At 70.7% G+C, this 20,061-nt stretch carries 20 protein-coding genes; 11 read left to right on the top strand and 9 right to left on the bottom strand.

Annotation, left to right across the window (positions count from 1 at the left end; all coding sequences use genetic code 11):
* Positions 1-331 precede the first annotated feature (331 nt).
* Positions 332-1,039, bottom strand: a complete 708-nt coding sequence (locus tag ACT3SQ_RS17395) for a GNAT family N-acetyltransferase (protein WP_444601492.1) — start codon at positions 1,037-1,039, stop codon at positions 332-334.
* Positions 1,040-1,204: 165 nt separating this feature from the next.
* Entirely contained in the window at positions 1,205-1,387 is a 183-nt protein-coding gene (locus ACT3SQ_RS17390; RefSeq protein ID WP_444501984.1) for a hypothetical protein, read from the bottom strand.
* A 283-nt stretch (positions 1,388-1,670) separates the two neighbouring features.
* On the opposite strand from ACT3SQ_RS17390, the gene ACT3SQ_RS17385 reads away from it, so the two are divergent.
* Complete coding sequence (locus tag ACT3SQ_RS17385) at positions 1,671-2,897, top strand: amidohydrolase (RefSeq protein ID WP_444601491.1); 1,227 nt, start codon at positions 1,671-1,673, stop codon at positions 2,895-2,897.
* A 72-nt stretch (positions 2,898-2,969) separates the two neighbouring features.
* Here the strand turns inward: ACT3SQ_RS17385 and ACT3SQ_RS17380 are convergent, their stop codons facing one another.
* On the bottom strand, positions 2,970-3,797 hold the full coding sequence (locus ACT3SQ_RS17380; protein WP_444601490.1) for an SDR family oxidoreductase: 828 nt from the start codon (positions 3,795-3,797) through the stop codon (positions 2,970-2,972).
* Positions 3,798-3,934: 137 nt separating this feature from the next.
* On the opposite strand from ACT3SQ_RS17380, the gene ACT3SQ_RS17375 reads away from it, so the two are divergent.
* Entirely contained in the window at positions 3,935-4,672 is a 738-nt protein-coding gene (locus tag ACT3SQ_RS17375; RefSeq protein ID WP_444601489.1) for a TSUP family transporter, read from the top strand.
* A gap of 494 nt (positions 4,673-5,166) precedes the next feature.
* The gene (locus ACT3SQ_RS17370) at positions 5,167-5,718 is read left to right on the top strand and encodes a dihydrofolate reductase family protein (RefSeq protein WP_444601488.1); all 552 of its coding nucleotides are present in this window, start codon (positions 5,167-5,169) and stop codon (positions 5,716-5,718) included.
* Positions 5,719-5,965: 247 nt separating this feature from the next.
* Here the strand turns inward: ACT3SQ_RS17370 and ACT3SQ_RS17365 are convergent, their stop codons facing one another.
* Genes ACT3SQ_RS17365 through ACT3SQ_RS17350 form a run of 4 tightly spaced genes read right to left on the bottom strand, consistent with a single transcriptional unit; the run spans position 5,966 to position 10,386 of the window.
* Positions 5,966-7,216 carry a carbohydrate kinase family protein gene (locus ACT3SQ_RS17365; RefSeq protein ID WP_444601487.1) on the bottom strand — a complete coding sequence of 417 codons (1,251 nt, stop codon included), beginning with the start codon at positions 7,214-7,216 and terminating at the stop codon, positions 5,966-5,968.
* Positions 7,213-8,016, bottom strand: a complete 804-nt coding sequence (locus tag ACT3SQ_RS17360; protein ID WP_444598908.1) for a carbohydrate ABC transporter permease — start codon at positions 8,014-8,016, stop codon at positions 7,213-7,215. Before ACT3SQ_RS17360 ends, ACT3SQ_RS17365 begins: the two co-directional genes overlap by 4 nt.
* Positions 8,013-9,017, bottom strand: coding sequence for a carbohydrate ABC transporter permease (locus tag ACT3SQ_RS17355; protein WP_444601486.1), 1,005 nt, complete (start codon positions 9,015-9,017; stop codon positions 8,013-8,015). The genes ACT3SQ_RS17360 and ACT3SQ_RS17355 overlap by 4 nt, the downstream gene beginning before the upstream one ends.
* Positions 9,018-9,021: 4 nt before the next feature.
* Positions 9,022-10,386 carry an ABC transporter substrate-binding protein gene (locus ACT3SQ_RS17350; protein ID WP_444601485.1) on the bottom strand — a complete coding sequence of 455 codons (1,365 nt, stop codon included), beginning with the start codon at positions 10,384-10,386 and terminating at the stop codon, positions 9,022-9,024.
* Positions 10,387-10,502: 116 nt separating this feature from the next.
* On the opposite strand from ACT3SQ_RS17350, the gene ACT3SQ_RS17345 reads away from it, so the two are divergent.
* Complete coding sequence (locus ACT3SQ_RS17345; protein ID WP_444601484.1) at positions 10,503-11,933, top strand: family 4 glycosyl hydrolase; 1,431 nt, start codon at positions 10,503-10,505, stop codon at positions 11,931-11,933.
* Positions 11,934-12,079: 146 nt separating this feature from the next.
* Here the strand turns inward: ACT3SQ_RS17345 and ACT3SQ_RS17340 are convergent, their stop codons facing one another.
* Positions 12,080-12,913: an aldo/keto reductase gene (locus ACT3SQ_RS17340; protein ID WP_444601483.1), complete on the bottom strand. Its 834-nt coding sequence runs from the start codon at positions 12,911-12,913 to the stop codon at positions 12,080-12,082.
* Positions 12,914-13,063: 150 nt separating this feature from the next.
* On the opposite strand from ACT3SQ_RS17340, the gene ACT3SQ_RS17335 reads away from it, so the two are divergent.
* From ACT3SQ_RS17335 to ACT3SQ_RS17305, 7 genes are all read left to right on the top strand, one after another.
* Positions 13,064-13,651 (top strand): TSUP family transporter, encoded by a 588-nt coding sequence (locus tag ACT3SQ_RS17335; protein ID WP_444601482.1) that lies wholly within the window; start codon positions 13,064-13,066, stop codon positions 13,649-13,651.
* Between the two features lie 15 nt (positions 13,652-13,666).
* Positions 13,667-13,816, top strand: a complete 150-nt coding sequence (locus ACT3SQ_RS17330) for a hypothetical protein (RefSeq protein ID WP_444601481.1) — start codon at positions 13,667-13,669, stop codon at positions 13,814-13,816.
* Positions 13,817-14,084: 268 nt separating this feature from the next.
* Complete coding sequence (locus ACT3SQ_RS17325; RefSeq protein ID WP_444601480.1) at positions 14,085-15,044, top strand: cation-transporting ATPase; 960 nt, start codon at positions 14,085-14,087, stop codon at positions 15,042-15,044.
* A 216-nt stretch (positions 15,045-15,260) separates the two neighbouring features.
* Positions 15,261-16,229 carry a hypothetical protein gene (locus ACT3SQ_RS17320; protein WP_444601479.1) on the top strand — a complete coding sequence of 323 codons (969 nt, stop codon included), beginning with the start codon at positions 15,261-15,263 and terminating at the stop codon, positions 16,227-16,229.
* 115 nt (positions 16,230-16,344) lie between these two features.
* Complete coding sequence (locus tag ACT3SQ_RS17315) at positions 16,345-17,568, top strand: toxic anion resistance protein (protein ID WP_444601478.1); 1,224 nt, start codon at positions 16,345-16,347, stop codon at positions 17,566-17,568.
* A 51-nt stretch (positions 17,569-17,619) separates the two neighbouring features.
* Positions 17,620-18,657, top strand: coding sequence for an L-idonate 5-dehydrogenase (locus ACT3SQ_RS17310; protein ID WP_444598899.1), 1,038 nt, complete (start codon positions 17,620-17,622; stop codon positions 18,655-18,657).
* 111 nt (positions 18,658-18,768) lie between these two features.
* On the top strand, positions 18,769-19,461 hold the full coding sequence (locus ACT3SQ_RS17305; protein ID WP_444601477.1) for a FadR/GntR family transcriptional regulator: 693 nt from the start codon (positions 18,769-18,771) through the stop codon (positions 19,459-19,461).
* A 180-nt stretch (positions 19,462-19,641) separates the two neighbouring features.
* On the opposite strand, the gene ACT3SQ_RS17300 is transcribed toward ACT3SQ_RS17305, so the two are convergent.
* Positions 19,642-20,061, bottom strand: a 420-nt coding sequence (locus ACT3SQ_RS17300; RefSeq protein ID WP_444601476.1) for an amidohydrolase family protein, incomplete at its 5' end; no start/stop codon positions are given.

The raw sequence follows: 20,061 nt of genomic DNA, 5'->3' as shown, positions 1-20,061 counted from the left end.
GCTGAGCGGTCATGCCCATCCTTCGAAGTAGTCACCAACGTCCACGAACAGCGCGGACCGCGACGTCGGCACCTGCCGGACGTCCCTCGCCCTCAACAGGACTCCTTCGAAGATTACGATTCAACTACCGCGAAGACCAGGACTTTCGTCCGTAGTCAGCGACGTCACACGGGTGCCCAGAAAGTCCTTCGGCGCCGCGTCCAGGACCCGGACATGATCAGGAACTCGGGAGTGTGGTCGCTGCGCGGGCAATGCTCCCCGCTGACGATGCCCCATGGCCGAGGGAGCTGCCGCGTCGGGGTTCGCCCGGGCGGCAGGAACCGGTCCGGCCTCAGCCCGCGGATTCCAGCCCTTCCCAGACGCCGAAGAGCGCGAATCCCGCAGCGCGGGCGAGCGCCGCGGAGGCGGTGTTCTCCAGCTGGCAGCGGTACTGCGGCTCGTAGCCCCGGGCCAGCGCGGCAGCGCTGATCGCGCGGACGGTCGCGCGGCCCAGACCGCGACCGCGGAACTCCGGCAGCGTGATCACTCCGAGGTCGGCCAGCAGGGTGTCGCCCCACGGGTACATGCTCGCGGCAGAGACCAGACTGTCGCCGCTGAACGTGCCGACCACGAGCCAGTGATCGAGCTCGACGAAGGCCTCATCCAGGTCGCCCTCGGGCGCCTGGGCCGTGAACTCCGCGAATGCAGCAGTATCGGCCTCCGTCAGCTGACGGGTGGCGCCCTCCCACGACTCCTCGCGCAGCGCGGTCTGCTCGGTCAGTGGCAGATAGAACAGGTAGTCCGGATCGGCGAGCACCATCGCGGCGCGGTCGAGGCGGGCGCTCAGCTCCGTACGCTCGATGCGGTCGGTCGCGGAGAGCCCGAGCTCGTCCGCTCGGGCCGGCGAGAGGGAGAGCACCGTGGCCTCACCCTCGACGCGCAGCAGCGAGACCGAACGGAGGCCGGTCAACGCAGGGTCGAGGACGACCAGCACCTCCCCCTCGGAGCAGGGATCGAGGGCGGCCGGGATCCGCTGGCTGGACACGAGGGAGGAGAACACAGCGACGACCCTTCGGGCGGAAGACGGCAGGATTCTCGGAACCTACCGGAGTCCGTTCCCGACCTGCGAGTTCTTTTCGCGGCGCTTCGTGGGCACTGCACGCCGAGGGCACAGCATGCCGGGTGCACTGCCCGCCGGGGGGCGCTGCGGCCCCTCAGCCGTGGCTCAGAGGCTCACCAGAGTGACCAGCACGAAGGCGGCAACGAGCGCCGCCACGACCCCCACGCTGCTGCGCCAGGTGGTGGGCTGATCACCCGCATCCGAGCTTCCGGGGACCGCCTGGATCTGTCCGGTCTCAGTGGCAGCCTTCAGCTCGTTGCCGACGGTGAGGTCATGACGCGACTCCATAGTGGGTCCCTCCTTCTCGATGTGGTGGGAGCACGGCGCTCAGGGTTGAGTACCGCCTGATCAGACACTGTTTCCATGCATCTTCTATGCTCGCGACAAGAGTAGGGCCGCGAGGGTTCTCGCGAAAGGGCCGACGGGCATGCGTCGGGCGAATCACACCGGCGGATCCGCCGCCCCCACGGCCCCCGCTACGCTCGGCTCCCGCAGCATGCCCTCACCCTCGGAAGTGCTCCCCTCCCGTCGGCCGAATCCGCCGCCCCGGGGAGCCGGGAAAGGACCCGTCATGACCACCCTGACCGACGCGATGACCGCCACCCTGGACAGCTACGGCGCCTGGCAGGAACCCCTGTTCGAGGACCTCCACCGCCACCCCGAGCTCTCCATGCTCGAGGCCCGCACCCGCGGAATCGTCGCCGCGCAGCTGACCGAGTACGGGTACGAGGTCCAGCAGATCGGCGGCGGCGTGGTGGGGGTGCTCTCGCGCGGCGAAGGCCCCACGATCCTGATGCGCGCGGACGTGGATGGCCTGCCGGTCCAGGAGGCCTCCGGCCTGCCCTACGCCTCCGAGCACACCCAGGCCGACGCCGCCGGGCAGATCCAGTCCACGATGCATGCCTGCGGGCACGACTTCCACGTGGTCGCGGGCCTTGGCGCCGCGAAGCTGCTGGCCGATCACCGCGAGGACTGGACAGGCACCTACATCGCCCTGTTCCAGCCGGGCGAGGAGATCGCGGCCGGGGCCCGCTCGATGGTCGAGGACGGCCTGATCGACAAGGTGCCCGCACCGGATGTATGCCTGGGCCAGCACGTGCTCACCTCCCCTGCGGCGGGGAAGGTCGCCGTGGCGCCGGGACCGGTGCTGAGCTCCTCGGTGTCGATGCGGGTGCTCGTGCACGGCGCGGGATCGCACGGTTCGATGCCGCATCTGGGCGTTGACCCGGTGGTGCTCGCCGCCGCGATCGTCACCCGGATCCAGACCCTGGTCGCGAGAGAGATCGCCCCCGGCGACTTCGGGGTGGTCACCGTCGGCGCGCTGCACGCCGGGACCAGCGCGAACATCATCCCGGACCGGGCCGAGCTGGCATTGAACTTCCGTGCCTACAGCGACCAGGTCCTCGATCATCTGGTCGGCGGGGTGGAGCGGATGGTGCGCGCCGAGTGCGAGGCGGCCCGCTCCCCGAAGGAGCCCGAGTTCGAGCTGTTCAACCGCTACCCCGTCACGGACAACGACCCGCAGGTCGCCGAGCGGGTGCGGGAAGCGTTCGTGGGCCAGTTCGGGCCGGAGCGCGTGGAGCACATGGACCCGGTCACCGCCTCCGAGGACTTCTCCGGCATCCCTGCCGCCTTCGGGGTCCCGTACTGCTACTGGGGCACCGGCGCGTACGCCGAGGGACGGGTCGCCGCCCCGAACCACTCCCCGCTGTGGGCCCCGGACATGCAGCCGACGCTGCGCATGGGCACCGAGGCCGCGGCGAGCGCGGCGTTCGCGCTTCTGGGTTCCGCGAGGTGACGGACGGGCCGTCGGCGGCACTCCTGCCGTCGGCGGCCCGTCTCCCCTTGCACGTCCCGGGCGCGGGAGGCCTCAGCTGCTGAACGCGGCGAACTTGGCGGTGATCGCCTCGTCGTTCCAGCCCCACACGTCATCGCCCCGCAGCACCGCATCGGCGCCGCCGTCGGTGTAGAAGGTCTGGCCGCAGCAGTGGGAGTTCTCCACCGACGTCAGCCAGATCAGCAGGCGGGCCACGCTCTCGGCGTCCTGGTGACCGTTCAGCGGCATCGGCACCACCATGTCCAGGAACGCGGCGTACTGCGGATCCGCCAGCATGTCGTGGGTCATCGGCGTGATCACGATGCCGGGGGCGACGGCGTTCAGGGGGATGCCGGCGCCGGCCCAGGCCGCCCCGGGCGCTTCACGGCGCACCCAGCGGGAGATCGCCCGCTTCGAGGAGGCGTAGATGAGGTTCCCGGTGAGCGGATCAGCGGCCAGCTCCTCGGCCCGGGCGAGCGCGGCGGCCTCGTCGTCCGCCAGGAAGGCGTCCAGCAGCTGCGGGTCCAGCGGCTGCAGGGAGGACATCGAGGAGACCAGCGCGACCCGCGGCGCCTCGGACCGGGCCAGCGCCGGCTGCAGCGCCTGGAGGAACTCCGTCATCCCGAAGTAGTTCACCGCGGCAGTGACGGGCTTCGGCAGTGCGAGGCCGGCCGACGGGATCACCGCGTCGACCCTTCCGCCTGCCGCCTCGAGCGCCTGGCGTGCGCCCTCGGTCCGGCCGGACGGGGTGGAGAGGTCTGCGGAGACCTCGACGCCCTGCAGGTCGACGCCGACGACCGTATGGCCCTGCTCGCGCAGCAGCTCGGCAGTCTTCGCCCCGATGCCCGAGGCGGCGCCGGTGATGATGTAGGTACGGGTCATGACAGACCTCCTGTGAGTGCACCGCATCGAGCAGTGCTCGTACCTCGAAGCTATCCCCGCACAGGCGCGAGTTCGAGGGCACAAGGTCACTGCTCCGCCGGTCCGGGCGCCCACCGCCAACGCGTACTCTGACCTGCGTGATCGATCCCGAGTGGTGGCAGCTGGGCCTGGCTGCGCTGGCCGTCCTGGCCGGTGCGGTGGCGGTGCGCACCACCGGGATGGGCTTCGCGCTGCTCTCCTCCCCGTTCCTGGTGATGGCGCTGGGCCCCTTCGAGGGAATCCTGGTCACCAACGTGTGCGGGATCGTCGCGGCGCTGCTGAACCTCGCCGTGGTCCACGCGGACCTGGACTGGAAGCGTGCGGCCCGCGTGGTGCCGGCAGGGATCGTCGGCACGATCCCCGGCGCGCTGCTGGTGCTGTGGCTGCCTCCCGCGGTGCTCGCGGTCGCGATCAGCCTGCTGGTGATCGTGGGCCTGCTGTTCACCGTCGGGTCGCGGTCGCTGCAGGTGCCGAACTCCCTCTGGACGGGTGCCGGCGGCGGGTTCGCCTCGGGCCTGATGAACGTGACCGCCGGGGTGGGCGGGCCGGGACTGGTGGTCTACGCGCTGGCCACCCAATGGGAGCATCGCAGCTTCGCCGCCACCGCCCAGCTGCACTTCGCGGTGCTCGGCGTGGCCGCCCTGCTCGCGAAATGGTCACTGCCCACGCTGCCGATCGCCGGATGGGCGGTGCTGATGGGGCTGCTCGCGGTCGGGCTGCTCGGCGGGAATGTGCTGGCCCGCTGGGTGCACGGCGCCCGGGCGATGCGCTGGGTGATCGTGATCGCGATGCTCGGAGCGCTGCTCTCGCTCGTCCAGGGGCTCGTGCGGCTCTGACCCTATGGCGCTGATCCCCCAGCGCTGATCTTCTGACGTCGGCCCTTTCCCTCTGGCCCCCGATGGATTGCCTGTCAGAGCCAACGGTGGTGCGCACCGGTCACGAGGCGGGCAGCGGCGGGGTCCCCCGCTGCCGGACCGTCGGCCCCCACCGTCGATCCAGCAGCTCCCGCCCTGCGTGAGCCTCGTGCCGGTGCCTCTCCCCCTCGGAGAGTCCCGCACCAACCACCTGAAACCTAGGGCTGATCCGCCAGAAGCGCGATGGGGTGAACTCCCTGGGCAGAAGTCCCCGGGGACAACTCCCCATGCAGGTCACGGCCTGGGCCGCCGGTCCGCGGGGTCTGAGGGCAGCGGATCGGTCCGGGACGGGCACTGCCCCGGGCCCATGGCGGCACGGCGCGGCGAGGACTACACTCCGAGCCCCCGGCAGTGATGCTCGTGGAGGCCCCCTGCCGCCGAGGACGCGACGCTCCACGGCCACCGAGGAGGCACCGGTGCGACCACTGGTGATCACCCAGAACATCACCGTCGACGGCTCCATCGAGATGCTCGACGACTGGTTCGACCCCACCGACTCCCCACCCGACCAGCAACAGCTCCTGCAGCGCGACAGCGCCGCCTGCGACGCGATCCTGCTCGGCCGGCAGACCTTCGAGGACTTCCGCGGCTTCTGGCCGGTCCAGGAGAACGACACCACCGGCATCACCGACGAACTGAACGCCCTGGAGAAGTACGTCGTCACCTCCACCATGACCGACCCTGCCTGGCAGCACTCCACGCTCCTGACCGGCGATCCCGTCGCCGCGGTGCGGGAGCTCAAGGAGCAGGACGGCGCGGAGATCTCCCTGACCGGCTCCATCACTCTGTGCCACCCCCTGATCCAGGCCGGGCTGGTGGATGAGTACCGGCTGTGGACCTACCCCTATGTGCAGGGCCGCGGCCGCCGTCTGTTCCCGAGCGGTGTCCAGGAGCGGCTCGAGCTGCGTGAGCACCACGCCTTCTCCTCCGGCGTCACCTACACCCGCTGGACACCGCGGAAGGGCTGACCTGGCCATCGACCCCGCCGCCTCCGCTGAGGAGCACGAACCAGCCTGCCCAGGCGTAGGAACTGTGCGCCATGGCGATCGATGGTGCGCACTTCCTACGCCTCGGTTCACCAGAGCCAGTGCCTCAGTCGCTCACCAGAGCCAGTGCCTCAGTGGCTCACCAGAGCCAGTGCCTCAGTGGCTCACCAGAGCCAGTGCCTCAGTGGCTCACCAGGGCCAGCCTCAATGGTTCACCAGCGACCCAGCCTCAGTGCCGCCCGGCGTCGGAGCGCAGGGCGAAGGTGCCCTGGGCGCGGCGGCGGCCCAGCACGGGGTGGTCGGGGACCACGGCATCGAGGAAGCGGTAACCGGTGCGGGTGTAGGCGGCGCGCAGGTCTCCGTCGTCGGCCGCGGTGGTGAGGGAGCGCCACCAGTCCAGGATGTCTCCCCAGCCGGGGGCGGCGAGGGAGCCGCCGAACTGCTGGACCGCGAGCGCCGAGCACAGGGAGCCGAACTTCAGCCGCTCCTCGAGCGGCCAGCCGGCCAGGGTGCCCAGCACCAGCGACGCGGCGAACACATCCCCTGCGCCGGTGGTGTCGATCGCCGTGACCGGGACGGCCGGGCAGTACGCCTCCTCCCCGGTGGCGGAGTCGATCGCGTAGGAGCCGTGGGCGCCGTCGGTCACCACCGCGAGCGGCACCTTCTCGGCGAGCGCGCGCACTGCCTTGTCGGGGCTGTCGGTGCGGGTGTAGGCCATCGCCTCGAGCGCATTGGGGGTGAAGGCGTGGCAGTGGGCGAGCGGAGCGAGGTCGGCCACGTCCCAGCGGCCAGTCTCGTCGAAGCCGATGTCAGCGAAGATCTTCGAGCCGCGCTGGGCGAGCTGCGCCCACCAGGAGGTCTCCCCCGCGAGGTCCACCACGGCGGCGCGGGCATCCGGCGCGCCGGCGATCAGGGTCGACAGCGGCTCGGGCAGCTCGTGGCCGTGGGTGGCCATGGCGCGGTCCCCGTCGGCCGCGATCGAGACGGTCAGCGCGGAGTGGAAGTCGGTGAAGCGGCGGGAGGCGGAGAGGTCGATGCCCTCCTCGCTCTCCATCGTGTGCCACATCCAGTCGGCGTAGGCGTCGTCCCCGAAGCCCGCGACCAGCCCGGTGCGCAGGCCCAGGCGGGCGGCGGCGGTGGCGAGGTTCGCGATCCCGCCGGGGCTCGAGCCCATGCCCTTGCTCCACAGCTCCTCGCCGGGCTGGGGAAGGCGATCCATGCCGGTGAAGACGATGTCGAAGAAGACGGTGCCCGAGAGCAGCACGTCCAGCGGCGGGTCCTCGGGGGTGCGCTGGGCGGCCAGCGGGTCCCAGTCGTCGCGCTCGGCGGCCTCGGGCGGGGCGGGAGTGGACGCACCGGCAGGGTGCTCGTGATCGGCCGGGCGGCCGGGGGTGGGGCCGGGGGTGGCGGGATCGGCGGTCAGAGCGGAGTGGGAGAGCAGAGCGGGATCGGCGGGGAAGGTGGGATCGTCGGTCGTCACTGAGCAGCTCCTTCGAGCATTCCGCGGATGAAGTGGCGTTGCAGGAACAGGAAGAGGATCACGGTGGGCAGGGCCACGATCACGGCGCCCGCCGCGAGCAGCGCGGTCTCGGCCGTGTACTGGCCCTGGAAGTTCGCCAGGCCCAGCGGGGCCGTGCGCAGCCGACCGCCGGGCGCCATGATCAGGGCGATCAGGAACTCGTTCCAGGTCCACATGAACACCAGCACCAGCATGGTGAGGATCGCGGGCCGGGCGGCGGGTGCCATGATCCGGGTCAGGGCGCGCATCGGACCGGCGCCGTCGAGCGCTGCGGCCTCCAGCAGGCTCACCGGCATCGCCCGGAACTGGGCCCGCATCCAGAAGGTGCCGAAGGCGACGGACTGGGCGACCTGAGGCATCGCGATCGCGAGATAGGTGTCGGTCAGGCCCAGGCTGCGCAGGTCGAAGAACAGCGGGATGATCGTCGCCTCGGCGGGGATCATCAGCCCCAGCAGGAACAGGTAGAACAGCGCCGTGGACCCGCGGAACTTCATGGTGCCGAAGGCGTAGCCGGCCAGCACCGACAGCACGATGGACAGGGTCATCACGATCGCGGCGACCACCACCGAGTTCCCGAGCGAGCGACCGAATCCGCCGATGGTCCAGGCCTTGGCGAAGTTGGACAGGTGCAGCCCGCCGCTCTCCCCCAGCGGGGCGGAGACGGAGGTGGCGAGGATCGTGAGCACCGGGATCAGGGCGAAGGCGGCGAAGCCCAGCAGGATCACGTAGTTCATCGACGTCTCGGCGCGGGAGACCCTCATGACTCACGCTCCCCGATCCGCGTGACGCCCACGTTGATCGCGAAGATCAGAATCGTCAGCACGATCGCGACCGCGGAGGCGGAGCCCACCTCACGCAGGTCGAAGGCGCGCAGGTACACCTCGTAGCTGGGCACGGTGGTGGAGTTGCCGGGCCCGCCGGAGGTGGTCATATAGACCAGATCGAAGGTCTTCAGCGCCGCGATGATGGTCAGCACCAGCGCGACGGTGATCTCGCCGCGCACCGCGGGCAGGGTGATCGCGAAGAACTCCTGCACCGGCCCTGCGCCGTCCAGCCGTGCGGCTTCGAACAGCTCCTTGGGGATGCGGCCCATGCCGGCGAGCAGCAGCAGCATCACCAGCCCCATCTCGACCCAGGTGCCGATGAACCCCACCGCGGGCAGGGCGGTGCCGGGATCGCCCAGCCAGCCGCGGGTCAGAGCGTCCAGGCCGACGGTGCGCAGCATGTCGTTCAGCAGCCCGTGCGGGGAGTAGATCTGCCTCCAGGCGACGGCGACCACCACCAGCGCGATCACCTGCGGCAGGAAGATCACGGTGCGGAAGAAGCCCATCCCCCGCACCTGCCCACGGCGCAGGATCGCGGCCAGCACCAGGCCCACCACCACCGGGATCACCGAATAGAAGACGATCAGCAGCAGCGCGTTACCGATCGCGGCACGGAAGTCCGCATCCCCGGCGAGATCCGCATAGTTCTGCAGTCCCACGAAGGTGGAGGGGCCGAAACCCTTCCACTCGAACAGCGAGAACTGCGCGGCCCGTCCCAGCGGGTACAGCGCGAACGCGCCGTAGACCAGCAGCGCCGGCAGGAGGAACAGATACGGGGTGGCCTGCGAGCGGGCCACCGCGGAGGGCCTGGCCCGGCGCCTGCGCGGCGGACCGTCGGCCCGCGCGCGGTCCGGACCTGCTCGGCGCCCGCCCGTCGGCCCACCGGGTGCTGCGGCGGACGCTGCGCCGGGCGGGGTCGCGGAGCGGGCGGGGGTCATCGGGTCAGGATCCCTCGGAGAACGCGGCGTAGTCCTCCTGCAGGGCTCCGGCAGCACCGGCCGCGTCGGTCTGGCCACCGATCAGCTCCTGCAGGGTGGCGCCGGCGGTGTCGGCGAAGGAGGGGGTCGCGTAGTCGAGGTAGGGCAGGAGGGTGCCCTCGGTGGAGACCGCGTCGAACGCCTCGTAGATGTCCTTGTTCACGCCCGAGGCGGGAGCGAGCTCCGCGGTGCGGTTCACCGGCATGCCGCCGTTCTCGGCGATCATCGCCATCGCGTCGTCGCTGGTGATGAAGTCGATGAACGCGGCGGCCGCGGCAGGGTTCTTCGCGGCGGCTGGGACCGAGAAGGGGATGCCGGTGCCGCCGGTGGTGGCGACCTTCCCGTCGACCCCGACCGGCGGGGCCATGAAGCGCAGGTCCTCGCCCATCACGGCCTCCATGTCGGGGCCCAGCCAGGAACCGCCGATCAGCAGCACTCCCTTGCCCTCGGTGAACAGCGGCCAGGCATCGTCGTAGGCGAGGCCGTTCGGGGAGTCGCCGAGCGCACCGCTGGCACCCCAGTCGCCGAGCTGGGTGAGAGCGGCGAGGTTGTCGTCGGTGGTCCAGTCCGCGCCGGAGTTGCCCATGCCGAGGGTGACGATGGTCTGCGCGTCCACGAAGTTCGCCTGGAGCGGCCCGAAGACGTGCAGGGCCGGCCACTGGTCGAGGTTGCCGAGCATGATCGGCTGCTCGCCCGCCGCGGCGGCGGACTCGACGAGGGAGAAGACCTCGTCCCAGGTGGTCGGTGCCTTCAGGCTGAGCGCGTCGAGCTTCTTCTGGGAGTAGTAGATGCCGCACACCTCGCCGGTCTGGGCGAGGCCGTAGAGGGAGCCCTCGCCGAAGGTGACGCCGTCGCTCGAGTAGCTCATCTTGCCCAGCACGCTGGGGGCGAAGCGCTCCTCCCAGCCGTAGGCCTCGGCGTAGCCGGTGAGGTCGGTGAGCAGGCCGTCGGCCACGAAGGTCCCCATGTCGCCGCGGGCGTTGTTGACCTGCAGAACGTCAGGCACGTCGTTGCCGGACAGGGCCAGGCCCGTCTGCTGCTGGAGATCGTCGAAGGACTGTGACTGCCGCTCGACGGTGACGTTCGGGTACTTTTCCTTGAACGCACCCAGCAGCGCCTCGATCGCGTCGTTCTGCGCGCCGCGCACCTCCTGGTCCCACACCACCAGCGTGATGTCCCCGAGGGCGGCGATGTCCGTCTCGACCTCGTCAGCCTTCGGGGCGGGCGCCGCACCCTCACCCTCCGGGGAGTCCGAGCCGGGAGCGCAGGCGGCCAGCAGGCCGAGACCGCCCAGTGATGCTCCTGCAGAAAGGAAGTGTCGACGTCGCATGGTCTCCTCCAGAGATGCTCGCGCGGCCCGACACCCGTGCGGGCTGCGATCGAACCAGCGATTTCGCCGGTCACGACCTCCATGATCGCACCACGGCGGTGCTAGCGTGCGATGACATGAAGCTCGCCATCCTGGGCGGCGGAGGATTCCGCGTCCCCCTCGTGTACGAGGCGGTCGCCACCGCCGCCACCGGCCTGACCGTCGACGAGGTCGCCCTGTACGACGTGGACTCCGCACGCCTGCGGACCATCACCGCCGTGATCGAGGGCGTGGGCGCGCAGCTGACCGCCGACGGGCGCGCGACGACCCTGCCCCGCCTCACCGCCACCACCGACCTGCGCGAGGCCGTGACCGGCGCGGACTTCGTGTTCAGCGCGATCCGGGTGGGCGGCGCGGAGGCCCGCACCGTCGACGAGCGGGTCGCCCTGGGGCTCGGCCTGCTGGGCCAGGAGACCATCGGCCCCGGCGGCCTCGCCTACGCCCTGCGCACGATCCCCGTCGCCCTCGAGGCAGCCCGCGTGATCGCCGACGTCGCACCGGGCGCCTGGGTCATCAACTTCACCAACCCTGCGGGGATCGTCACCGAGGCGATGCGCACTGTGCTCGGGGACAAGGTGGTGGGCATCTGCGATACCCCCATCGGTCTGGTGCGCCGCGTGGGCCGCCTGCTGGACGTGGACCTGGTGGCCGGCGAGCGCGGCGCGGACGGCCGCGGGGCCGACGGCACCGTGGCGAGCTTCGACTACGTGGGGCTGAACCACCTGGGCTGGCTGCGCTCGGTGACCATCGACGGCGAGGACCGCCTGCCCGGTCTGCTCGCCGACGACGCCGCCCTCGAGGAGATCGAGGAGGCGCGGCTGATCGGCAAGGACTGGGTGCGGGCCGACGGCGCGCTGCCCAACGAGTACCTCTTCTACTACCTGCACACCGCTGAAGCGATCTCGCGGATCACCGGCGCTGCGACCACCCGCGGGGAGTTCCTCGCCGCGCAGCAGGGCGACTTCTACCTCGGCGCCGCCGAGTCCTGCTGCACCTCACCGTTGGACCTGTGGCGCTCGACGCTGCACGAGCGGGAGGCGACCTATATGGCCGAGTCCCGCGACGAGGAGCGCCGCGAGGAGGACATCGCCGGCGGCGGCTACCAGGAGGTGGCGCTGCGACTGATGACCGCACTCGCCACCGGCACCCCCGAACGGATGATCCTCGACGTGGGCAATGCCCCGGCCGGCAGCGACGCCCCGCCCGCGCAGCGGATCGTCCCGGAGCTCACGGCCGACGCCGTGCTCGAGGTGCTGTGCGTGGTCGACGGGGACGGCGTGCACCCGCAGCCCGTCGCCCCGGTGGAGCTGGGGCGGCTGGGGATGATGAGCACCCTGCGCGCCGCCGAGCGGAAGATTCTCGAGGCGGCGGTGACCGGCTCCCGCGAGGCGGCATGGCAGGGCCTCTCGATGCATCCCCTGGTCAGCTCACCGGAGCTGGGCCGGAGGCTGCTCGAGGGCTACGTGGCCGGGCACCCGGAGATCGCGGCGCTGCTCGGAGAGAGCTGAGCGCAGCTGCTGCGCCCGGGTGCCCCGGTGCCCGGATGCCCTGGCGCCCCTGAGCCCTGGTGACCCGGGCACAGGGGCTCAGGGACTCCGGGACTCAGGAGCGCTCATTGGCTCAGGGGCTCAGTGACTCAAAAGGGCTCAGAGGCTCAGAACCCCGGGTTCGCGGGGTCCGCGCCGATCCGGCCGTCGGCCCGATCCAGGGCGTTGATCCGATCGATCTCCTCGGCCGTCAGCTCGATCCCCGCTGCGGCGAGGTTCGAGATGATGCGCTCAGGGGTCACGGTCTTGGGGATCACCACGTTGCCGATGGCGAGGTGCCAGGCGATGATCACCTGGCCAGCGTCGACGTGGTGAGCGGCGGCGATCTCGGTGATCACCGGGTTCTGCAGGATGTCGCCGCCCTGGCCCAGCGGGGACCAGGCTTCGGTGAGGATCCCCTTCTCGGCATGGTGGGCGCGCAGCTCGGCCTGCTGGAACTCGGGATGCAGCTCGATCTGATGCATCACGGGCACCACGCCGGTCTCGGCGATGATCTCCTCGAGCTGCTCGATCGGGAAGTTGGAGACGCCGATGGACTTCGCCTTCCCCTCCTTCTGCAGCTCGATCAGCGCCTTCCAGGACTCCACGTACTTCCCGCGCTGCGGGCTCGCCCAGTGGATGAGGTAGAGATCGACGTAGTCCATCTCGAGCGCATCGAGGGAGGTCTGCAGCGCCTGCTTCGCGGAGTCGAAGCCCTGATCGCCGTTGGCGAGCTTGGTGGTGATGAACAGCTCCTCGCGCGGCACACCCGAGGCCTTCACGGCACGGCCCACACCGCCCTCGTTCCGGTACCCGGCGGCGGTGTCGATGTGGCGGTATCCCGCCTCGATCGCCTGACGGACCACGTCCGCCGCGACCTCGTCCTCGACCTGCCAGACGCCATAGCCGAGCTGGGGGACGGATGAGCCGTCATGGAAGGGCAGAGCGGGAATCGTGGTCATGCGAAGCCTCCTGGGGATGCGGTTGCCGGATGATCCTATAGCTTCGCTTCCCGGTGCCGCGGCGTCTTCGCTTGCTGCCGCTGCCGTGCTTTCCCGCGCGGTCCCGCGCGGTCCGGAGCGGCCGGCAGCGCACCCGCTACCGTGGCCTCCGTGACCCTCACCCTGGCGTTGACCCTGATCAGCCTGGTGCTCCTCTGCGCGATGATCCAGCGCGTGGCCGGGATGGGGCTGGGCATCGTGTTCGCCCCGTACGCCGTGGTGCTGATCGGTGCGCACGAGGGCATCATGCTGGCGAACTTCCTGGGCGGGCTCATGCCGATCGTGATGCTGCCGCGGATCTGGTCCCAGATCGAGTGGCGCAAGGTGCTCTGGCTGGGACTGCCCGCGATCGCGGTGATGCCGGGCGCGGCGTGGCTCTCCTCGATCTCCCCGCCCGCTCCGCTGTACCTGGTGGTGGCGCTGCTGGTGCTGCTGAGCCTGGTGATCTCGGTACTGCTGGCCCGCGTGGACACCACCGTGGACGGGCACACCGCCCAGGTCGTCACCGGGGTGGGGATCGGGCTGGGCACCGTGCTCGGCGGCGTCGGCGGACCGGCCGCGACCGTCTACGCGGTGCTGTCACGGTGGCCCGCCCTGCCCATGGTGGCGACGCTGCAGCCGCTGTGGATCCTCGTCTCCTCGGTCTCGTTCGGGACGAAGTGGGCGTGGGACGACGGCCAGCTGCCCGACCTGCCCTGATGGGTGTGGATCGCGATGCTCGCCGCCGTGGTGATCGCCGTGGGCCTCGGCGAGCTGGTCCAGAAGCAGCTGCGCGAGAGCGGCATCCAGCGCCTGGTGGTGGTGCTCGGCTTCGTCGGCGCGCTGCTGTCGCTGTGGACCGGACTGCGACTGCTGCTGGGGTGAGCTCCCGCACCGGCGGCGCCTGAGCGGCAGCCGCCCCGAGGCGAGCCCTCCCCCGCCCCCTCGCACCGAGGCGTAGCAAACATGCACCACCCCAGGGTTTCAGGACCGTTTCCTACGACTCGGTGAGGGCCAGGGGCAGCAGCTCGCCACACCGGCCACCCCGGCTCCCAGGGAACTCCGGGCTCGGACCCGGCGCGCACGGAGGTGGGGCCCTCACCCTCGTACGGTGCCCGGGCCACCGGGTGCGACCCCCACCGGAAGGACCGACGTGAGCACTTTCCGCCGCCTCCTCGGCACTGCACAGAAGGCCCTGGACTCCCGGAGCACAAGCTCCACCGGCTCGGGGCAGGGCTCCGACTGGCGCTCGCTCGTGCGCAGCGCCGCCGACTCGCTGACCGGCGACAGCTCCTCGTCCGCCGAGGCGCACGGCCACGGCCGCTCCGCCACCCGGCAGGACACGGCCACCCCGCACCAGCCCGCCCCCGCCCGTGGCGCGGCACCCTCCGGTAGTCCCGCCCGCACGGAAGCTTCCTCCCCCGGCGCTGACCTCTCGGCGGAGGACCGTCGCGCGATCGCGCGCTACGACTACCTGGTGCGCACCGCGGAGCCTGACCAGCTCGAACAGGTCCACCGCGAGGCCTTCGAGAAGCTCACCCCGCACCAGCGCGCGCAGCTGACCGCGACCCTGCGCTCGGAGCTGCCGGAGGGTGAGCGGCCCCGCACCGATGCCCCGCAGGACATGGCCCGCTCCGCGACCCGGCTCGCGATGCTCGATCCACGGCGGTTGACCCGCCTGCTGGGCAGCTCCGGCGGCGGAGGACGCCGAGGTGCCGGCGCTGCAGCAATGGGCGCGGGGGCCGTCGGAGCCGGCGCGCTCGGAGCTGGTGCGCTCGGCGTCGGGGGCCTGCTGGCCGTGGTCGCCGGCGGCGCCGTCGTCACTTCCGTCGGCGGCTCGCTGCTGCAGGACGCGGTCGGCGCAGGCATCGACGTCGACTCCCTGGCCCCCGATCTCGCGGGCGATCTCAGCGGGATGTTCGAGGGTGTCGAAGGATTCTCAGGCATCGAGGACCTGCAGGGAATCACGGACTTCCAGGGCTTCGAGGGGATGCAGGGCGTCGACGGCATGGCCGACGGTGTCGGCGGGGCGGTGTCGGGCGCCGGGGAGCAGGTTTCCGGTATCGGAGACCGGATCTCGGACCTCGGGCTCGGCGACCTCTTCGGTCGCTGAGCCTGGTGTCGCGGGTTCCCCACGGCCCGTGTGCGCCAGAGCGGGCCGGGCTGACTACGCGCCCGGCGAATCCTCGGGCGTTGTCCAGTGGCTCGGGATAACCTTTCGGCACGCCCAGGACGAGGCGCTCGCACAGGACCGGGAGCGATCACAGGATCGCTTCCCCGATCGTGCAGCGACGCCTCGTCCCCGCCTCGGGGAGGACAGCCGGAACCAGTGAGCGAAGAACGCGATCCGTCGGCCGACCGGCCGAGCAGTGGGACGAGCAGTGGGAACAACGGTGGGAACAGCCGCTTCCCTGATCCTTTCGCGCCCACTTCCGGCGACCCGGACTGGAACCTCGCCGCCGACGAGTCGCTCTCTTTCGCCCCCGGGGACCAGGACCTGCCCTGGAAGGCCACGGCGGAGCGTCGTGACCTGTGGGGTCCGCTCGAGAAGCCGCTCGAGGGGAAGGTCCACTCCCCCGCCTCGAAGGCCGTCGGCGGGCCGCGCCGCTCCCCGCTGGTGCGCTTCGGCGCGCCGCTGCTGCTGGGCGGTCTGGCCGCGATCGCGACGGTGGTGCTGGGGCTCGGCACTGCGGTGGCCGGTCCGCTGCTGGTGCTCGCCGCGGCCGCCGGGATCGGCGTGGTCACCCTCGGCGGCAGCGCCCTGGCGTTGAACGCGCCGCGTCGCAGCGAGGACGAGCGCCCGGTGCTGGACGCCTCGGTCACCGGCAGCACGCGCACCGTTCTCGAGCAGATCCTCCAGGCTGACGCCGAGACCCGTGAGCGCAGCGCGCGGCTGCGACCTCGCGCGACCGTCCCCGGTGCGACTCGGGTGCTGGATGACGTGGACTCCCTGGTCACCCGGATCGATGCGCTGGTCGGCTCCGAGCAGCTGCAGTCGCTGCGCCCGTCGGCCGCGGAGGTGACCATGCTCGAGGGGATCGCCTGCCGCTATGTGCCGGAGCTGGTCGGGGCGGCGGAGGACACCCTCGGCGTCCTGCAGACGTTCGCAGGGTCCGCCCGGCAGGAGGCGCTCGATAACCTCGAGAGCATCGACCAGCAGCTCGGCGTGCTGGCCGAGGGGGTCGAGCAGATCGAGAGCGACATCGTCGGCGGGGTCTCCCGTTCCCTCGAGGTGCACTCCGAGTTCCTGCGCACCCGCTTCGCCGACCAGCACCTGAATCCGATCATCGATGTCTGACCCACCCGTCAGGCCTTCCCCACCCACTCAGGCCGCCCCGGCCCGGCCCTACCCGGCCTCAGAACTTCCCGTCCCCGCACCGACTTCCACCCACCGCACCGCCCAGGAGGCACCGATGGACAAGCTGCAGCCGCCCACCCCCGCCGAAGAGATCACGCCCGCTGAGCCGATCGAGCAGATCAGCGATGACGACGCGGTCTCGGTGCTGCCCGATCTCCCCCAGGAGAAGGCGCAGGAGCTCGAGCAGCGGGCCGAAGCCTGGGTGGAGCAGGTCGCAGGGATGAACCCGCACTCGCAGGAGTTCACCGCGCAGGTCAACGCGCTCGGCGCGGTGGCTCGTCGGACCTTCGAGCGCACCAGCCAGACCTCCTCCCGCTTCATGCAGCAGTCGCTGCGGGAGTCGAAGGAGAAGGGCAATGCGCAGGAGTCGGTCGCGAAGTCGCTCTCCGAGCTGCGCACCACGATGGAGGACCTGGCCCCGAAGGACGAGACCTTCGCGGAGAAGGCCCTGTCCTTCCTGCCCGGCCGCAACGTCGCCAAGCGCTACTTCCGCAACTTCGAGTCGAACCAGGACCAGCTGGACCAGGTGCTCGGAGCCCTCTCCCGCGGCCAGGAGATGCTGCAGAAGGACAACGCCGAGCTCTCCGTGGAGCGCCGCGCACTCTGGGAGGACCTCGCTGCGCTGCAGAAGGCCTCCTATCTGCTGAGCCTGCTGGATGACCGGGCGGTGCGCCGGGCCGAGCAGACCCGCGCCGAGGGCAAGGCCGCCGAGGCCGACGCGCTCGAGAAGGACGTGCTGTTCGCCGTGCGTCAGCGTCGCCAGGACGTGGCCACCCAGATCGCCGTCACCGTGCAGGCCTACCTGTCGATGGGCCTGATCGAGGACAACAACACCAAGCTCCAGCAGGGTGTGGAGCGTGCCCGCACCACCACCGTCACGGCGCTGCGCACCGCGGTGATCACCGCCCAGGCGCTCGAGAACCAGAAGATCGTGCTGGACCAGATCGACGCGGTCAACCGCACCACCGACAACCTCATCTCGCGCACCTCGCAGATGCTCGCGGACAACTCCGTGAAGATCCAGGAGCAGGCCGCGACCTCGGGCGTCTCCCCGGAGACTCTGCAGAAGGCCTTCGACAACCTGTTCACCACCATGGACGGGATCGATGCCTTCCGCGTCCAGGCCAACGAGAACTTCCTGGCCACGGTCACCAGCCTCGAGCAGCAGGTGCAGCGCTCCCAGCCGTACCTGGAGCGGATGCAGAAGGAGCAGCCCGAGCACGCCGAGATCGAGAGCGCGAGCGCGATGGACCTGCTGGAGATCGAGGACCGGAACTGAGTCGGACGCCCACACGGCGTTCAGACAGGAGAGACAGCGATGCTGGCATGCGTGAAGAAGGCTTCCGGTGAGCTCGTCGTCGAGCAGCGCGCCCAGCCGGAACCCGGTCCCGGTGAGGTCGCCATCGACATCGCCTACGGCGGCATCTGCGGATCGGACCTGCACTACTTCCACGACGGGGCGGCCGGGGAGTTCACGATCACCGAGCCGCTGGTGCTCGGGCACGAGGTCGTCGGCCGGATCGGCGCCCTCGGCGCAGGGGTGAGCGGGCTGGAGATCGGGAAGCCCGTGGCGGTGCATCCGGCAGAGGTCTGCGGCGAATGCCCGGTGTGTCTGGAGGGTCAGCCGCACCTCTGCCGTGCCAGCCGCTATCTCGGCTCGGCTGCGCACACCCCGCACATCCAGGGCGGCTTCACCGAGCAGCTCGTGGTGGCGGCCGAGCGAGCCGTTCCGCTGCCACCCGGCATGACTCTGCGCCGTGCCGCGCTGGCCGAGCCGTTCAGCGTCGCGTACCACGCTGTTCGCCGCGCGGGCGATCTCACCGGCACGACGCTGCTGGTCACAGGGGCCGGTCCGATCGGCAGCCTTGCCGTCGCCGCGGCCAAGCATGCCGGCGCCGGCAAGGTCATCGCCTCTGACCTCACCGACCACGCCCTGGGCCTGGCCGAGCAGATGGGCGCGGACATCCTGGTGCGCGCCGACAGGTCCGAGCCGCACGAACTGGCCGGGCAGATCGACGTCGCCATCGAAGCCTCCGGAACCGCGGCCGGCCTGAACAGCTGCATCCGCGCCGTCCGTCCCGGTGGGCGGATCGTCCAGGTCGGCATCCTGCCCCCGGGAACGACCGCAATCCTCGGGAACGCCCTGGTGAACAAGGAGATCCAGCTCCATGGCTCGTGGCGGTTCCACACCGAATTCGCCGAAGCCATCGCGCTCCTGGCGAGCGACATCGATCCTGAACCCCTGATCTCCCACGAGTTCGACCTCGTCGATGCAGAGCTCGCCTTCCGCACGGCCAGTGATCGGAGCACCGCGAGCAAGGTCCTGCTGCGGATGAACCCGGAGGTCGCCGACTCATCGGACCTCTGAGCTAGGCTCGGCCGATCACTGCACATCCTGATCTCGGAGGTTCTTGATGTCGGCTCCGTCCATCCCTCCTGCCCCGGAGCACCTGAGCTCCGCTGCCCGGGCACAGCGCTGATGGCCTCCACCGTCACCGACCGTGCGATCAGCGCGATCAAGCAGATGGTGGTCGACGGGAGGCTGAAGCCCGGCGACCGCCTGCCCACCGAGGCCGAGCTGTCCGAGACGATCGGTGTCTCCCGCAACTCGCTGCGTGAGGCGGTCAAGGCGCTGTCCGTGATCCGGGTGCTCGACGTGCGCCAGGGCGACGGCACCTATGTCACCGCGCTCGAGCCCGAGCAGCTGCTGGAATCCCTCGCCTTCGTGCTCGATCTCCACCAGGATTCCAGCTACGTCGAGATCCTGGAGATCCGACGTCTGCTCGAACCGGCCGCGGTCGAGCAGGCCTGCCCGCACCTGACCGACGAGGACTTCGTAAAGCTCGAGCAGACGATGGAGGATCTCGACGACAGCTCGAGCATCCAGGAGCTGGTCGCCGCGGATATCACCTTCCACCAGCTGATCAACCACCGCTGTCCCAACGACTACCTCAGCTCGCTGCTGGACAGCCTCGCGGGCTCCACCGCCCGCGCCCGGGTGTGGCGCGGACTGACCGACGACTCGTCCGTGGAGCGCACCCTCGCCGAGCATCGGCGGATCCTGGACGCGCTCCGGGCCCGCCGCCCCGACCTCGCCCGCACCTATGCTGCGGCGCATGTGGCCGGGGTCGAGTCCTGGCTGCTCGCGCAGGGGGAACCGCCGACGGAGTGAGGCGGTCAGATCTGCCCGGAGACCCCGCAGTACTCAGCTCAGCGAGTCGAGGATTGGCAGGATCTGAGCCGTTTTCGGCGCGGATCTGGTTCGGAATCGCACAATCTTGATATCTCCCCGCCGACGACGGGGTCGAACGCGCAGCACGGGCATCGCACCGCGGGCACCTGGCGGGCGCGTTCAGGTCGGATCCGCCTCGCCCAGCCGGCGGTAGACCCGCTTCGCAGTCTCGTGTGTGACGGCGCGGGCGTCGGCCTCTGACCAGCTGCGCACGTGTTCGAGCACGAGGGCGAAGCCGCTGCCCAGATCCAGGGGACGAGGCGCGATCGGCCAGTCCGAGCCGACCATCAGCCGCTCGGCCCCGAACAGCTCCAGCGCGAGATCCGCTGCGGCCGCGAAGTCGCCGTTCCCGCTGGTGGCGAGCCCGGAGACCTTTGCGACGACGTTCGGGCAGGCGGCGATCGCCTCGAGCTGCGTCTGCCAGCGCTCCATCGCCTGGGCGTCGCCGAGCGGGGGCTTGCCCAGGTGGTCGAGCACCACGGTGAGCCCGGGGTGGCGCTGGGCGACGCGGACCACCTGCTCCATGTGACGCTCGAAGGC

It is taken from the genome of Brachybacterium sp. AOP42-C2-15 (genome assembly GCF_052377065.1).
In the GTDB taxonomy this organism is placed as follows: domain Bacteria; phylum Actinomycetota; class Actinomycetes; order Actinomycetales; family Dermabacteraceae; genus Brachybacterium.
Note: the sequence above shows the minus strand (reverse complement) of the source record. Positions and strands in the feature narration are given on the sequence as shown.

Excerpts from the sequence above, each read along its gene's own strand:
- ACT3SQ_RS17330 (WP_444601481.1), top strand. The coding sequence starts at position 13,667 with ATGCTCGCCGCCGTGGTGATCGCCGTGGGCCTCGGCGAGCTGGTCCAG.
- ACT3SQ_RS17385 (WP_444601491.1), top strand. The coding sequence starts at position 1,671 with ATGACCACCCTGACCGACGCGATGACCGCCACCCTGGACAGCTACGGC.
- ACT3SQ_RS17305 (WP_444601477.1), top strand. The coding sequence starts at position 18,769 with ATGGCCTCCACCGTCACCGACCGTGCGATCAGCGCGATCAAGCAGATG.
- ACT3SQ_RS17345 (WP_444601484.1), top strand. The coding sequence starts at position 10,503 with ATGAAGCTCGCCATCCTGGGCGGCGGAGGATTCCGCGTCCCCCTCGTG.
- ACT3SQ_RS17390 (WP_444501984.1), bottom strand. The coding sequence starts at position 1,387 with ATGGAGTCGCGTCATGACCTCACCGTCGGCAACGAGCTGAAGGCTGCC.
- ACT3SQ_RS17350 (WP_444601485.1), bottom strand. The coding sequence starts at position 10,386 with ATGCGACGTCGACACTTCCTTTCTGCAGGAGCATCACTGGGCGGTCTC.
- ACT3SQ_RS17355 (WP_444601486.1), bottom strand. The coding sequence starts at position 9,017 with ATGACCCCCGCCCGCTCCGCGACCCCGCCCGGCGCAGCGTCCGCCGCA.
- ACT3SQ_RS17380 (WP_444601490.1), bottom strand. The coding sequence starts at position 3,797 with ATGACCCGTACCTACATCATCACCGGCGCCGCCTCGGGCATCGGGGCG.
- ACT3SQ_RS17360 (WP_444598908.1), bottom strand. The coding sequence starts at position 8,016 with ATGAGGGTCTCCCGCGCCGAGACGTCGATGAACTACGTGATCCTGCTG.
- ACT3SQ_RS17315 (WP_444601478.1), top strand. The coding sequence starts at position 16,345 with ATGGACAAGCTGCAGCCGCCCACCCCCGCCGAAGAGATCACGCCCGCT.
- ACT3SQ_RS17340 (WP_444601483.1), bottom strand. The coding sequence starts at position 12,913 with ATGACCACGATTCCCGCTCTGCCCTTCCATGACGGCTCATCCGTCCCC.